This is a genomic window from Rufibacter sp. JT3400010 (assembly GCF_054956755.1).
Genome location: NZ_JBUDXA010000033.1, coordinates 1 through 14,550, shown reverse-complemented (window position 1 = coordinate 14,550; position 14,550 = coordinate 1). Strand labels below are relative to the sequence as shown.

Genomic DNA, 14,550 nt, shown 5'->3' with positions numbered 1-14,550 from the left:
TTTTTGCGTGGGTGCAGGTGCTTTATTGTTTCATCTTTTCCCTCCGTGCGCTCACGGCCGCGAGGCCTCGTCTTCCCCTCGCGCACTGCCCTTTCGGCCTGTGAAGCTTTTTGCTTTTAGCTGTGTCTAACTATGGCCAAAAGCGAGGCGCGCTCGGGAAAGACTGGAAAGGGGAAAGTAGCATAATGCGATGGTAGCAATGTGTGAGAATACCTCTCTAAAGCAGAGACTCCCCCTTTGAAGGGGCGAAGGGGGATGTTTACACCTGCCGGTCACACGTATTGCTTTCTCTTGCAAAGGTGTATTCCCAAAAAAACATGGTTCAAGTCTGTGACTTGGACCTACCATGGCCGGAAGTTTGCAACTTCCGTGAGGCTATTTTGCTGGATTATGAATTGCGTTTTGGGCCCATTTTCTGCAAAATAGCTCCAAAGACCTCGTAGTGTCCGGAGGTCCTACGAGTGTCTCTGCCAAACTCATGACAGAACTGCTTAACACAAAGCTGTCTGCTACTTGCTATTAAACGGGTTGATGTTGGCTTTGCTTTCTACGCCTTGCATGAGGCGGGTGATGTTTTTCTTATGCGTGAGCACCACCATGATGGCAATAAAAACCGCGAAGATGGGCAGCAGCACGGTATCTGGCTTGAACATGGGCAGCAACAGGAGCAAAGGAAACGCTATGGCGGCCAGCATGGAACTGAGGGAGACGTACCTAGTGAATAGCAGCACGATGATGAAAATGCCCAGGCAAAGCAAGGCCACTTGTAAGTGAACGGCCAGTACCATGCCCATGAGCGTCGCCACGCCTTTGCCGCCTTTGAAGCCCACGTACAACGGGAAAATATGTCCTATGACGGCTACTACGCCCAGTATCAATTTGAACATAATGAGTTGCTGCGGCTCAATTACGTTCCAATACAACAACAGCGTAGCTAAAGAAGTAGCGGCCCAGCCTTTTAGAATATCAACGGCCATCACAATAGAACCGGGCTTCTTGCCTAATACCCGGAACGTATTGGTAGCGCCGGCGTTTCCGCTGCCGTGCTGCCTAACGTCAATGCCGTAGTAGCTCTTGCCCACCCATACGGCCGTGGGAATTGCCCCAATGAGGTAGGCCAACAAAATGATTCCGCCAATAATGACTATCTCCATGCGCGTGCTGTCTTTTTTGAATTTGTTTCCTTTGATACGGAAACCGCCGTTTTAGTTTTTAGATATCTCTCTTCAAATATAGAAAAAGCCCTAACAATGCCCAATGCCTTCGGCTGTAAAGCAGAAACCCGTTTTAAGACCGATTTACCTAAATCTGTCTTAAAACGGGTTTCTGGAAAAAAATAATCTGCGGCACAGAACGTTACTGCCCCGGCTTAATTCTTAACGGGCGGAATGTCTGGCACGGCTTCTTCTTTTTTCTTCTTTTCTTTTTTCTTTTTGTCAGAGGTGGGTTCTTCTATGGGCGTTTCAAAGCCAGACGGCACCACGTCTACTGCTTCGGCTTTCTTTTTCTTAGCTTTCTTGTCAGTAGCTTCCGGTTGATCTACCGGCGTGTCAAACCCGGCGGGTACGGCACCTACTTCAGTTTCCTCTCCTTTCTTTTTCTTCTTGGCTTTTTTACCGGTTCCCTCCTCTTCCGGGGCCGTGTCAAAGGTGTTGTATACCGGCTGCGGAGCTGCTTTGAGGGGCTCTTTGCCCAGGTATTCCTTCCGGAAGAAATTCACGAAGTCTGCCTTGTCTATATCTTCCAACGGATAGAAGGTGTAATCACCGGTTCCGCGGCCTTTAGATTTGGACGCGACGGCGGCATTGAACTTAGGGTCTGAAGAAGCTATCCCTAAGCCGCCTTCAAAGAAGTTGAAGAAGTACCACACGTACGGGTTCACCTCCAGGTACATAGACACTACATCGCCGGCGGCACCTCGCTTAATTTCCATGTGTCCGGTAAGCTGGGAGTTCACGTCTGTTTTGTCTATACCGGCAATACTGATAGGCCCCGTGCTGTACCATGCGTTGTTTTTAGGCGACCATTTCAGTTTCACTTCATTCAAGACCAGCGTATGGATGAGTTTAGGCGAAATTTTAGAAAAAGGAACGTAGCCTTTGGCGGTAGCGGCGGTGAAATCTGTTACGCCTTTGTCACCAATGAAAGCGGCCAGTTTATACGGCAGCGTAGGGTCTGACAAGGAGATTCCTTCGGGCAGGCCGCCTACTTCTTTGGACACTTTCTGGCCCATGGCTTCAATGGCTTGCTCAGGCACGTCAAAATCAAAGGCCATAAAGGTATCCAGTTCATACAAGCTGCTGTCGGTGCGGCCGGTACCGTTCCCCGAGGCCTGTAGTTTGAAGCCTTTCACCGGATTGATGAAGTTGAACTGCCCGCCGTAGGTCACTTTCTTGGTGGCTTCATTGTACTGCAGCACATTACCCGCATAGGAATTACCGTAGGCCCGGCCTGCGTCACCCAGTTTGTATTGCTTGTCTTCTTTGTTGAAAGAAAGCTCGCCCTCCACTACAAATACATCCAGGTCATCTTCCAACTGCTTCTTGGAAACAAAGGTGTTGTAGATTTTGCCCGAAGAAGTGTTGATGTGGATACCGGTTTTAAGTGGCGTACCGTCTGCCAACATAGGGTTCTTGATTTCAAGACGCACATCTTCCGGGTCTACACCTTCGCGCTTGTACGGGAACCAGTCTTTGCTTTCACTTCCGCTGAAGAGTAATTTGGCGTACCCGTCAAAGTTGAAGGCCTTTTTATTGGACGCCAACGCCAAATTCCCGTGGTAGCGCACGTTAGGAATAATGAACAGCGTATCTTTTTCCGGCACGGTAGCCTCTGCCAGGAAGTAAGCAGGCGCTTTTTCATCCCGCTTTCCTCCCTCTCTGTTCCAGGTAAACTTGTTGAACTTGATTTTATAAGCATCGCCTCCGGCATTGGTGAAGGTGTAGAGAGCGTTACCGGTTATGCCAAACCGATTGTCTATGTGCAGCTCACCTTGGTTCATCTGGTGGAACTTCTGCACCGAGTCCATGGCCAGAGCCGCATTCTTGAAGGTTCTCAGTTCGGCGTTTTTCAGGAGTTGCACCCGGTTGCTGTCTGGTATCACGTAGCTGTCTCCAATAGGAATGTACGGCACCCCAGCAGCCGCCAAGGAGGAATTACTGAAATCATAGATGGCGCTTTGCGCTTTGAATCGGAGCGAATCATCGCCGGACTTCATGGAATAGAAGTGGGAATCGCTGTTGTTGGTGTTGCCGTTGGTGAGTGTCAGTTTTTTGGTTTTGAAATCCCATTTACCCGTAGACAAGGAAGACCGGTACTGCGCGTAGGGAAACTCTGTGGTCATTTTCCCTACAGTTTCCGCGCCATATTCGGCGTAGCCGGCATCCATGTAGAAGTCCAGGTAAATGTCATAGGTGGTAAGCGCGGGTATTTTGCGGTCATTAGACGCTACTTCCATGCCGGCTTTGTTCCCATGCACCAGTCCTTTCTTGAACACAAAGGACGGCGACTTCATGGCTACCTCTTTGTTCTCCACTACCCCGCTGCCAAACAGCGAAGACGGTGTGAACCCTAACATGCCTTTGTACGTGAACCGGTCATTGAACATGCTCATCAGTTCGCGGCCCACAGTGCTTATTTTAAGGGTATCTTGGTACGGCTGCCATTTCATGGTGAAAGATTTGAAGGTACCGCTGGGGTAAGACCCCATGGCTACGGTCCCTTCTTTGAAACTGCCTTTTTTACCGGAAAGCGAAATGGCTGAATCAAGATAAAACACGAAACTTGGCGAATACATAGTGGCGGTCTGGTAACTTAACACGCCTTTGCCTCTTAGACCTTTGGTGTCCATGGTGAGGGTGTCATTGAAATGACCTTTGCCGCCGTAGGTCGCAAACCCGGCTTTGGGAACAGGGTACGTAAAGCCCAGCGCCCCGTCTGGTTGCACCTCCAGTTTGGTCTCAAACGGCGGAAAAATGCCTCCCGAGTTAAACTGCCCCTTAAACCCGATGACATTATGTTTTGTACTGGCCAAGCTGTCTATCTTGAACGGCGGAATATTGAAATACACGGTAGTGTCATACACGCCGCCTAAAATCTCTGGTTTGTTGAAGTACACGGTAGCTCCTGAAATTGCGTCTAAAGCCGGATACCCCTGCGATTTCTTGCGACCAGATTTATTGTCTGGCCGGTTGAGGTACAGTTTGGCTTGTCCTTTTCCGCCGCGGTTTACCAGCGTGAAGGGTGTCTCTTTTTCTTTGCCGTCTTTGCCCTTGGTTTTAGTAGTCAATACCGTTGAGTCAATTTTGGCCATATCAATAAAGAAACCGTCATAGTCAAACAGGAAGTCTTTGCCTCTGAAGGTAAAATCAGTGGACTTCACCTTGCCGTTGAACAGAATGTTCCGGTTTTTCTGGATGCGCACCGTCTGACTATCTGGCTCCACAATCACCAGCGAGTCTGTATGGAAAGCGAAAGATTTCACTCCGTTCAGCACCAGGTCACCGGAGGCAAGGTCAAGCGTGGCATTTCGCCCGGCGGGCGATAAGGCGTTCAGGTTAATGTAGTCGTAGTCTTTCTTGTTGCGGGAAGCGTCTACGTAATGGTATGCCTTGTCGCGCAGGCGTATGTACCCTGTTTTAGGGTCATAGTCCAGGTAATTGCTTTGCGCCAGCGTAGTTACGGCGTTGTGCAGTATCTCGGGCTTCATCTTGGTATCTTCGGCCATTTGAGCCAGATAGAAAGATTTGGAACCGATTTTCAGGGCGTAGCCCACCGTAGTGTACAGCGGGTGAAAATTGGAGATGGTCTTGATTTGCTGGAAGCGGGTCTGGGTGAAGTACTCTTTGGAGTTTACCTGTACTGGCACTTCGTTTTTAGCCGTGAGAATAGCGAAATCTATCTTCGGCTCTTTGAGGTTCCAAGACGCCATGTCGGTGGTGAGTTCGACTTGGTGGTAGGAGTGGAAATAAGGCGTTTGTTTGTAAAGACCGTCGGGGTTGATGAGCACCAGCCGCTTGCCTTCTTTGTTGTACTTGAACTTGACGCCGGGGTGGGTAATAGAATCTTTTCCCTGAAAAAGCGCAATTCCAGCTTCAGGAGCCGTAATCAAGCTGTCATTGATGGTGTAGTTGCGGGAAGTAGCCCTGAATTTAGGCTCTCCGTTCTCAGACACCCAGATGGTAGACGTACTGCCGTCCAGCGCGGCACTCATCAACGTGTTTCCCGCCAAAGAAAGCCCGCCCAGGTATTTGATGTCGGTCCCGAAGCGTTTGATCTGGGCATTGTTGGTGTGCGAGATGAATTTTGGGTAGCCGTTGTCGCCGTTCGGCTTGGGGCGGGTGAGCCGGTACTCCAGATTTCCGCGGATGTTGTTTTCCAGCACCGCCGGAAAGGTAAGCGTTACGTCTTCGGCCTTGAACGTGGGTTTGGCTACTTCAAAGGCCAGGTTCTTAAACTCAGCCGTAGCCTCGCCGCCTAACCGGCTCCAAACCAGTTTACCGCCGTTTCCGGCATACATACCGTTGGCCAAAGACACCGCACCGTTGGCTTGTCTGATAGTAATGGAATCAACCGCCGAGGTAAACACCAAATCAGATTTCTGCAACACTACCACCGGACCCGCCAGCACCGGCAAGGGTGCTGAAAAGTATTCTTGCACCACTACCGGAGCGGGCTCAGGAGCAGGGGTTGGTTCTGTCTTCTTAGCGGCAGCCTTGGTGCTTGCTGCTTTCTTAGTTGTCTTGACTGCTGGTTTGGTTACTTTCTTAGGTGTTTCCCATGCAGCCCAAGGGTCTTCCTCTTCCTGCTTCACTACTTTTGCGGGAGCCGGTTTAGGAGCCGGAGCAGCAGCTTTAGCCGCTGGTTTTGGTGTAGTGGTAGTTTTAGGAGTTGCGGCAGGCGCCGAAGTTGGTTCCTCGTTTCCCCAGCCAGACGCGGCTGGCTCTGCCGTGCCTTCGCGGTACTCAAACGAAAAGGTGCCGCCCTGGGCTTTTAACCCGTTGGTAGGGCCTTTGTAGAGCGTTTTATCCGTTAGAAACTTTTGAGTGCTGGCCAGAAACCGCTCATACACTTTCACGTCCTGCTTCTGGAGGGTTTGCTCCATCACCTTCAGCAATTGGTCCATGTTTGCGCCGCTATACTGGTGCAGGTTGACGCTAGCGCCTATGGCGCCCAGAAAATTCTCAAAGTGGGGCCTTGACTTCAGCTTTTTCTTGAGCATTTGCTGGGCCAGGTCCATGACTTTGGTTTTCTGGGAATTGTTCAGTTTGCCGCTGCTCCAGGCACTTTCAAAGCTGCTGCCTACCTGCACCGCCGCCGCGTTTTTGGTACCCGCCATGAGTGCGCGCATGTCCAGCGCAAACTGCTCGGGGTTATCGGCGGACAGCTTATAATTCTGGGCGGAGCTGACCAAGCTGCTCAACAAAAAAATCAGGAAGAGATAAAGATGCTTCATAAGAGAAAGGGAAGCTGATTATAGGCTGTTTTTCCGGAAAATGGCGGAAACCCAGTTGTTTTTGTTTCTAGAGGATTCAAACGTCAGGTCTAGCGCGGCGGCTCTTTCCTGCAGAATGGGGAGGTCTTCGGTGTAAAAACCGCTTAACACCAGTGGGTTGCCGGGCAGTAGCAATTGGCTGTACACGGGCATGTCTTCCAGCAGCACGTTGCGGTTGATGTTGGCCAGAATCAAATCAAAAGGAGCCTCGCCCTGCAATACAGAAGCATCTCCGAGGCGCACTTCTAGCGTAGCGCAGTGGTTGCGCTCGGCATTTTCGCGGGCATTTTCTACGGTCCAGTCTTCAATATCTACCGCCAGTACCTCGCGGGCACCCAGTTGTTCGGCCATGATGGCCAGAATTCCGGTACCGCAGCCCATGTCCAGCACGCGCTTGCCGCTATGGTCTAAGGTGAGTTGGTTTTCAATCATGAGCGTGGTGGTCTCATGGTGGCCCGTCCCGAAGGACATTTTAGGGGTAATCACAATATCATAAGCAATGCCTTCGGGCTTGGGGTGGAAATCAGCGCGAACGGATACTTTATCAGCGATCAATAATTGTTCAAAGTTCTTCTCCCACTCCTCGTTCCAGTTCTGTTTGGCAATGCTGCGAGTCTGGTACGGAAACTCGCCAGCAAATTGGTAACGCTCTAATACTTCCTGCAGGTCTTCCTCAGAAAATCTCTCTTCTTCAATGTAGCCCTGAAACCCTTCCTCGGTGTCCTGGAACGTATCAAAGCCTAATTCCCCCAGTTCTGCAATTAAGATTTCTGAGTACTCTGGCGAGGCGGTTACCGTTACTTCAATAAAACTCATAATAGGTTTGTCTAAAAATTCTGCCATTCAGCAGATGACTCGGTAAATGTTTCAACGAAAATAAGAGTAATATCTTGTGTTTTAGACTTATTTCTAGAAAAGAGAGGCAAAAACGTCAAAGATAACTTCTTAAAGATACTGTTTTTGTCTCTTAAACAGCGGGGTATAAACGCATTTAGGGCCTGTTTTCTGCAAAACAGGCCCTAAATATAAAATTATATCTATATAACTGCTTCGGCCGCTACCTTGGTCAGCCGCCAAGCGGAAACTAGAAAGATTTGATGATATCTGTAAAGTCTCTGGATTTAAGGGAGGCTCCCCCAATAAGGCCACCGTCTACGTCTGGCTGGGAGAACAGTTCTTTGGCGTTGCCTGGGTTGGCACTGCCGCCGTACAAAATGGTTTTGTTGTAAGCGGCCGCAGCGTCAAAGATGCTGGACAATTCCTCTCTGATGGAAGCGTGCATTTCCTGCGCCTGCGCGCTACTAGCAGTTTTACCGGTACCAATAGCCCAGATAGGCTCATAGGCAATTACAATCTGGTCAAACTCCTCGTTGCTTAAATGCGCTACGGTTTCTCTCAATTGCTGGGCAACGTATTTGAAGTGGTCTTCGGCCTCACGTACTTCCAACGGCTCGCCGCAGCAGAAAATAGGCTTGATGCCTTGCGCCAAAGCCGCTTTCATTTTCTTCAGCAAGAGGTCGGCATCTTCATGGTGATATTGTCTCCTCTCTGAGTGGCCCACCAGCACGTACTCCACGCCCACTGATTTCAGCATAGCCGCCGACACCTCGCCGGTATAGGCACCGCTCTCGTGGGCACTCACGTCCTGCGCCGCCAAATGCATGCGCGGATTTCCCTGGATTAACTTATGAATGGAGTTCAGGAACGGGAACGGCGGGGTCACAATTACTTCCACGTTGTCTGCGGTGACTTCGTCTCTGACCATGTTGTCAATTTCACTTACCAGCGCCTGGGCCTCCTGGTAGGTTTTGTTCATTTTCCAGTTGCCGGCAACAATGTTCTTTCTCATAGCTTGGGTATTTGATGGAAGCGGTGGCGCTAGGCACAGCCGCGTTTTTAGGTTCTTTTTCTGAAAACAAGTCAATAACAGCCCAGGCCCTTGCAGGCGGAAGCCGTAGTTGCGTCGCTAAGTTAGTAATTTGTGGTTTACGTGCATTCTCCGGGGCAGATGTAGGTTCTTGCCCTTACCGGGAATTTACTTTCCTATTCCTTGTTTGAGGGCTGCGGGCAGAAAGATGTGCTTATCTACCGCATTCATAATTCTAAGGTCTTCTAAAAGATTGGTTTCCTCGTTCAGAAATTTAAGAATAAGGCTAGCTGGAAGTTTGCTGAACATAGCATGAAACACTTCCCAAGGCTCCTGCTTCTTCTCGGTCAATACCCGCAGGAACACGCTGTCATAGAAGGCGAATTTGTCTATAAGCGGCTGAGAACCCGCCAATGGTTTTCGGCCTTGGGCCAGGTTCTTGGCAATTGCCGCACACTGCCGTTGAATAAAGCTGAAGGTATAGCCCGTAGAAGCTTTGGTTGCACCACCTGCCGTCCCTATGTTGATGACCTGCTCGCTTAAACTTGTAGAGAAAGGCGCATCGGTCATGGGAATTATCCCGAATTCTTCGTGCGTGACTTCATACTCAGTGATGTGCAGGTAATCGCGGAGGTACGCCTGCAACTCTCGGTCGTACGCCTCCTGCGGCAAAGCTGCTTCTGAAAAGCCCGTGTATTCCACCAGCGCCTCATGGGCATTGATCGGCAACACGTACATAAACCGGCAGTCCTGGTGTTGGGCTACCCGGAAGTCCATGAGCGTAGGTTCTTCGGGCTTGAAGACGGCCGCGGCCGTTTTGATGAAAATACCTTTGAAATGCTGTACCAAGTAATATTTCTGCGGCAACTTAGGAATTTGGAAGAGCACGCTGTTAAACACATACTGAGCCTGGTACACCGCCTGTTTGCCTTTGATGATTCCGTTCGGTTCCAAAGAAACAATCTCGTCTTGCCGAAACTCCACATTTGGAAACTTCTCCATTAACGTGAAACAGTACTGGTAAAACGACAGGCTGTCCAGCATTTTATACCGGTACGGACTAATGTCCAGCAAGGCCGAGAATTTGGGCGAGTGGAAGTGCAGTTTGGCCCATTGGCTTTTAAGGCAACTCTCAAAAGGGCTGTCCTCGGTTTCCCAGAAACACCAGGTGCGGTCATTGGTTTGTTTCAGGTCGCGGTCCAGAAGTAGAATGCGTTTGGCCTGCAGGTTCTCATGACCCAGCAGATGGCAAACCAAACTTAGGCCCGCCGCTCCGGCTCCGGCTATGATGTAGTCGTAAGTGAGAGGTTTATCCGGCATACACCAGTTCAGCTAAGTTGAGCAGCAGAAAGAACACGAACTGCACCAGCAGAAAGTAAGGCGCAAACAGGTTTCGGGAATTCTTCAGCAACGGAATAAGCACCACCGCGAACAGGAAACTGAAGCCGTACCAAGCCAGGTAATTCTGCAACGGCGGCGTATGCCCGTCCCAGTACCAGAAGTCGAAGGTCTCGCAGACCTGCTCAATCAAAAAATCTATGCTCACCGGAATAGCCGCCGTTATGGCTGCTTTTATCAAGAAAGGCTTCGCCCATTGGTTTAAGACCGCCACCGACGCAAAACACAGCGCCGCCCAGTTCATGCCAATCACCAGCGGCACCGACATGAACTTAAACCCGAACGCATCACCGTAATGATAAGCCCCAAACACTTTTCCGGTAGCTACGCCGATGATCTCTGCGGTTAAGCCTACCAAAAACACTGCTATGACGCCCAACACCATTTTAAGGGTCAATCCCTGATGGTTCCAGAGTAGCAGCGCGGTAGCCAGAATCAGGTTCAGGGGCGTGTTGCTCAGAAACCACTCTCTGAAGGGTGTATAGAACCCAATCAATCCGCACACGTGGAACAGGCAGATAATGCCAACGGAAATCTGGAGTTTGGTAATAGGAAGAGGAGCGGCGAGTTCCTTCATTCGTTACTGGACTTGGTTAGAGTTGGCGCAAAGACACCTGTACGCAGCGGCGGCAATATAATCAACCAGAACCAATAAGATTTGTTCTGATCTGCGGCTTACTTCTCCAGCACGGTCACCAGCAACTCAGAGGCAAACATGCTCGCCGGCGAAATCACCTTCTCCTCATACGGAATGTTGCGGCCGTAGCGTTCGCGCATTTTCGCCTGCACGGGTTTGGCGCTTAAGTTAAAATCTTTGAGGTTCTCTAGTTTGCCTACCTCTAGGCCTGTTGCCCGCTGATAGACTTTCCAGATGAGTTCTGAGCAGTAGACTTTTTCATCTGACCACTCAAAGGTGAGGTCATAGTCTTTGCCCGCCAGTTTCTTGCCCTCTTGTTTCATCTTACCTAAAACCGAGGGAGTCAGTACTTGCTCCGCCTTCTTCAGACGCTTTACTACAAAATGGCCGCCCTCGCCACGAGCAATCCACTTGGTCAGCGGAGTGGTAGACACCGGCTGCACCGCTTCAAAGACAAAGTACTCGCCGCCATATTTGTAGACTATGCCGCAGTGGCTGTATTTAGATTTGGTGGCTACCTGAATTGCCTGACTCTGCGCAGAGCGCGAGGTATGGAAGATAATATCTCCGTCTTGCAGTTGCTGGCTTACGGCTACGTTCTGCAAGTATTCCTTGGCTTCCGCTTCACTTGGTTTGCCATACCTTTTTTCAATTAAGATACCAAAGCCCGTTAAAGGAAGAAGCACCCATAAGGCCAGCAAGATTTTGGAGCGGAGTTTCATACTACAAGGTAACAGATTTATCTTTTTCCCAATATCCACTGTAGGGGCAATCCCTTGTGGTTGCTCCTACAGTGGATATTGCATTTGGGCAACCACAAGGGATTGCCCCTACAAACAAAAAGACCTGTGAGGTTTTGAAAACCTCACAGGTCTAAATCATCATTAGACGTTTAGAAGCTATTTTCCCAAAATCAACTGTTAAACAGCCTTACAATTTCGGTTTCAAATACTTGCCGGTGTGGTTATCCTCTTGCTTCACAAGATCCTCTGGGGTGCCTTCAAAGAGGAGGTGACCTCCGTTGGTACCGCCTTCGGGGCCGAGGTCAATAATCCAGTCGGCGCATTTGATGATGTCCATGTTGTGCTCAATGACCAGTACGGTGTTGCCGTTTTCTACCAGCGCATTCAGCGCGGTTAAAAGCTTGTTGATGTCGTGGAAGTGCAGACCGGTGCTGGGCTCATCAAAGATGAACAGGATGTTGCCGTTGTGCGGCGTAGCGCCTTTGGTCAGGAACGAGGCCAGTTTCACGCGCTGCGCCTCGCCACCAGATAACGTGTTGCTGCTCTGTCCTAACCGGATGTAGCCGAGGCCCACGTCTTGCAGCGGCTTCAGTTTCTCCAGAATCTTGGGTTGGTCTTTGAAGAAAATAAGGCTGTCATCAATGGTCATGTCCAGCACTTCTGAGATGTTTTTCTCGTGGTACTGAATGTCCAGAATGTCTTGCTTGAACTTCTGTCCGCCGCAGGCCTCGCAGGTCAGGTAAATATCGGCCATGAACTGCATCTCAATCTTCACCTGGCCTTCGCCCTGGCACACTTCGCACCGACCGCCTTCAATGTTGAACGAGAAGTGCGACGGTTTGAACCCGCGGGCTTTCGCCAGCGGCTGATCAGCGTACATGGTTCTAATAGCATCATAGGCTTTCACGTACGTCACCGGGTTGGAGCGCGAAGACTTCCCAATCGGGTTCTGGTCTACAAACTCCACGTGGCTCACTTTGTTGATATCGCCGGTGAGTTTATCGAATTTACCCGTGGCATCGGCGTGGCCGCCCAAAGCTTTAATAAGCGAAGGAGCCAGGATTTTCTTTACTAGGGTAGACTTACCCGAGCCGCTGACACCTGTTACCACCGTCATCACATCCAGCGGAAACTTAGCGGTTACGTTTTTGAGGTTGTTCTCGCGGGCACCGTGTACTTCCACGCAGTTGCGCCAAGGCCGGCGCTGCGCCGGTACAGATACCTCCATGCGGCCACTCAAGTAACGCCCGGTATAGGTATCGCTCTTCAGCAACTCGTCAAAAGTACCTTGGAACATGAGGTTCCCGCCACCGGAACCGGCCTCTGGACCAATGTCCAGCACTTGGTCCGCGACTTCCATCATGCCTTCTTCGTGCTCCACCACAATCACGGTGTTACCCATTTCCTGCAAACTGCGCAACACGCCAATCAATTGATCAGCGTCTTTGGGGTGCAATCCGATGCTAGGTTCGTCCAGAATGTACATGGAACCCACCAAAGCGCTTCCCAGCGAAGTAGCCAGGTTGATGCGTTGGCTTTCGCCCCCGGATAATGTATTAGAAAGACGGTTCAAGGTCAGGTAACCCAGGCCTACGCGGGTCAGATAACTCAGGCGGTTCGTGACTTCGGTGACCAATCTATCGGCCACGGCCATGTCATGCTCGCTCAGGTTCAGGTTCTGGAAGAACTCCAGCGTTTTGGTCACGGGCATGAGCACCAAATCTGTGATGCTTTTTCCGTCTACTTTCACGTAACTGGCGTCTTTCCGCAGGCGAGAGCCCTTGCAATCTGGGCAGGCGGTGCGGCCCCGGTAACGGCTCAACAACACGCGGTACTGAATCTTGTGCGACTGCTGCTGAATGTGCTTGAAGAAGTCATGCAGGCCGCCGAAATATTTGTTCCCGGTCCAGAGCAACTCCTGCTGTTCTTCGGTGAGTTCGTTGTACGGCCGGTGGATGGGGAAATCAAAGCGCACGCCGTTCTTGAGCAAAGGCTGGAGCCACTCGTTCTGTTTCTCGGTGCGCCACGGCGCGATGGCTCCTTCGTACACCGTCAGGCTTTTGTCTGGGATGACTAAGTCTGGGTCGATACCCAACACACTGCCCCAGCCTTCGCAGGTCTGGCAGGCACCGTACGGGTTATTGAAGCTGAAGAAGTTCACGTTAGGCTCCTCGAACACCATGCCGTCCAGCTCGAAGCGGTTGGAGAACACGCGGGTCTCGTCTCCCATCTGGATGTGGCACTCATCGTGGCCTTCGTAAAAGGCGGTCTGCACCGAGTCTGCCAGGCGCATCTGGAGGCTTTCGGCTTCTTCGTCCTTCCGGATCACGGCGCGGTCAATCAGGATGAAGACCTCGCCTTTGGGTTCTTTTTTCCCCTCGGCAATCAACTCTTCAATAAAGAAGGGTTCGCCGTTGAGGATCACGCGGGAGTAGCCTTTCTGCAAAAGCAGGTCCAGTTCTTTGCTGAGTTTGCGTTCAGGAGAGCGTTGCAGCGGCGCCAGAATCATGAGGCGGGTGCCGTCTTCCAGCGTCATCAGGAAATCCACGACGCTAGTTACCGTGTCTTTTTTCACTTCCTGCCCAGAAACCGGCGAAATGGTTTTGCCTATGCGGGCGTACAACAGCTTGAGGTAATCGTAAATCTCAGTGCTGGTACCCACGGTGGAGCGGTTGTTCCTGATGCTGACCTTCTGCTCAATAGCAATGGCCGGACTGATGCCCCGAATATAGTCCACGTCGGGTTTGTCCATGCGGCCCAGGAACTGACGGGCGTAGGAGCTCAAGCTCTCCACATACATGCGCTGCCCCTCGGCGTAGAGTGTGTCAAATGCCAGCGACGATTTACCGGAACCGGAAAGGCCGGTGACCACTATGAACTGGTTGCGCGGCAAAGCCACGCTCAGGTTCTTTAAGTTATGGACGCGGGCCCGTTTGATGATAATGTGCTCGCGGGCATCCAGCGCGTCTAACTCTGTATCTTGTTGAATGAGATCTTCTGTCATATAGAATTGTAGCCTCTCTAGAACAACAACCGTGGCAGAATAATTCTGTTCAGACGGGTTTAAAACAAGCGCGAGGCTAAACCGCAAAGGTAGGCATACGCATTGGTTTTTAGAAGGGTACCTGCTTCCTTCGTTTCAGGGCTGGTTTCAGGAAAACAGGTCTGAATCCGATGGAGAAACTTGCGCTTATTTACCCTATTTTGTAACTTTCTTTCCTTTCCTCTCGCATGAGAGTACTTGTTATAACATGTTTCACTTACAATAAATCTGTACCACTATGGGAAAAGGAGATGGTAAAAGCAAAAAAGGCAAAATAAGCAAAGGCTCTTACGGCAACAGCCGCCCCAAAAAGGCGAAAAACGAAGCCACCAAAGCAGCCAAGCTAGGTGTTTCTAAAACTGCCACCGC

9 protein-coding genes are annotated in these 14,550 nt (G+C 50.7%); 1 reads left to right on the top strand and 8 read right to left on the bottom strand.

Features of this window, described 5'->3' with window-relative positions:
• Positions 1-509: 509 nt before the first annotated feature.
• The 8 genes from plsY to uvrA all read right to left on the bottom strand — a co-directional run bounded on the left by plsY (position 510) and on the right by uvrA (position 14,142).
• Positions 510-1,154: a glycerol-3-phosphate 1-O-acyltransferase PlsY gene (gene plsY / locus ACY0JR_RS20320; protein ID WP_462636001.1), complete on the bottom strand. Its 645-nt coding sequence runs from the start codon at positions 1,152-1,154 to the stop codon at positions 510-512.
• Positions 1,155-1,369: 215 nt separating this feature from the next.
• A complete protein-coding gene (locus ACY0JR_RS20315; protein WP_462636000.1) occupies positions 1,370-6,454 on the bottom strand; it encodes a hypothetical protein in 5,085 nt (1,694 codons plus the stop codon).
• Between the two features lie 18 nt (positions 6,455-6,472).
• A complete protein-coding gene (prmA, locus tag ACY0JR_RS20310; RefSeq protein WP_462635999.1) occupies positions 6,473-7,336 on the bottom strand; it encodes a 50S ribosomal protein L11 methyltransferase in 864 nt (287 codons plus the stop codon).
• 241 nt (positions 7,337-7,577) lie between these two features.
• Positions 7,578-8,342, bottom strand: a complete 765-nt coding sequence (gene tpiA / locus ACY0JR_RS20305; RefSeq protein WP_462635998.1) for a triose-phosphate isomerase — start codon at positions 8,340-8,342, stop codon at positions 7,578-7,580.
• Positions 8,343-8,528: 186 nt separating this feature from the next.
• Positions 8,529-9,680 carry a lycopene cyclase family protein gene (locus ACY0JR_RS20300; RefSeq protein ID WP_462635997.1) on the bottom strand — a complete coding sequence of 384 codons (1,152 nt, stop codon included), beginning with the start codon at positions 9,678-9,680 and terminating at the stop codon, positions 8,529-8,531.
• Positions 9,670-10,335 carry a carotenoid biosynthesis protein gene (locus tag ACY0JR_RS20295; protein ID WP_462635996.1) on the bottom strand — a complete coding sequence of 222 codons (666 nt, stop codon included), beginning with the start codon at positions 10,333-10,335 and terminating at the stop codon, positions 9,670-9,672. The genes ACY0JR_RS20300 and ACY0JR_RS20295 overlap by 11 nt, the downstream gene beginning before the upstream one ends.
• Positions 10,336-10,433: 98 nt before the next feature.
• A complete protein-coding gene (locus ACY0JR_RS20290; protein ID WP_462635995.1) occupies positions 10,434-11,117 on the bottom strand; it encodes a YiiX family permuted papain-like enzyme in 684 nt (227 codons plus the stop codon).
• Positions 11,118-11,325: 208 nt separating this feature from the next.
• On the bottom strand, positions 11,326-14,142 hold the full coding sequence (gene uvrA / locus ACY0JR_RS20285; RefSeq protein ID WP_462635994.1) for an excinuclease ABC subunit UvrA: 2,817 nt from the start codon (positions 14,140-14,142) through the stop codon (positions 11,326-11,328).
• A gap of 277 nt (positions 14,143-14,419) precedes the next feature.
• Here uvrA and ACY0JR_RS20280 point away from each other — a divergent pair.
• Positions 14,420-14,550, top strand: a 131-nt coding sequence (locus tag ACY0JR_RS20280) for a 30S ribosomal protein THX (RefSeq protein WP_462636030.1), incomplete at its 3' end; no start/stop codon positions are given.

Coding starts and splice junctions, on each gene's coding strand:
- tpiA (WP_462635998.1), bottom strand. CDS start 8,342: ATGAGAAAGAACATTGTTGCCGGCAACTGGAAAATGAACAAAACCTAC.
- uvrA (WP_462635994.1), bottom strand. CDS start 14,142: ATGACAGAAGATCTCATTCAACAAGATACAGAGTTAGACGCGCTGGAT.
- prmA (WP_462635999.1), bottom strand. CDS start 7,336: ATGGCAGAATTTTTAGACAAACCTATTATGAGTTTTATTGAAGTAACG.
- ACY0JR_RS20290 (WP_462635995.1), bottom strand. CDS start 11,117: ATGAAACTCCGCTCCAAAATCTTGCTGGCCTTATGGGTGCTTCTTCCT.
- ACY0JR_RS20295 (WP_462635996.1), bottom strand. CDS start 10,335: ATGAAGGAACTCGCCGCTCCTCTTCCTATTACCAAACTCCAGATTTCC.
- plsY (WP_462636001.1), bottom strand. CDS start 1,154: ATGGAGATAGTCATTATTGGCGGAATCATTTTGTTGGCCTACCTCATT.
- ACY0JR_RS20315 (WP_462636000.1), bottom strand. CDS start 6,454: ATGAAGCATCTTTATCTCTTCCTGATTTTTTTGTTGAGCAGCTTGGTC.
- ACY0JR_RS20300 (WP_462635997.1), bottom strand. CDS start 9,680: ATGCCGGATAAACCTCTCACTTACGACTACATCATAGCCGGAGCCGGA.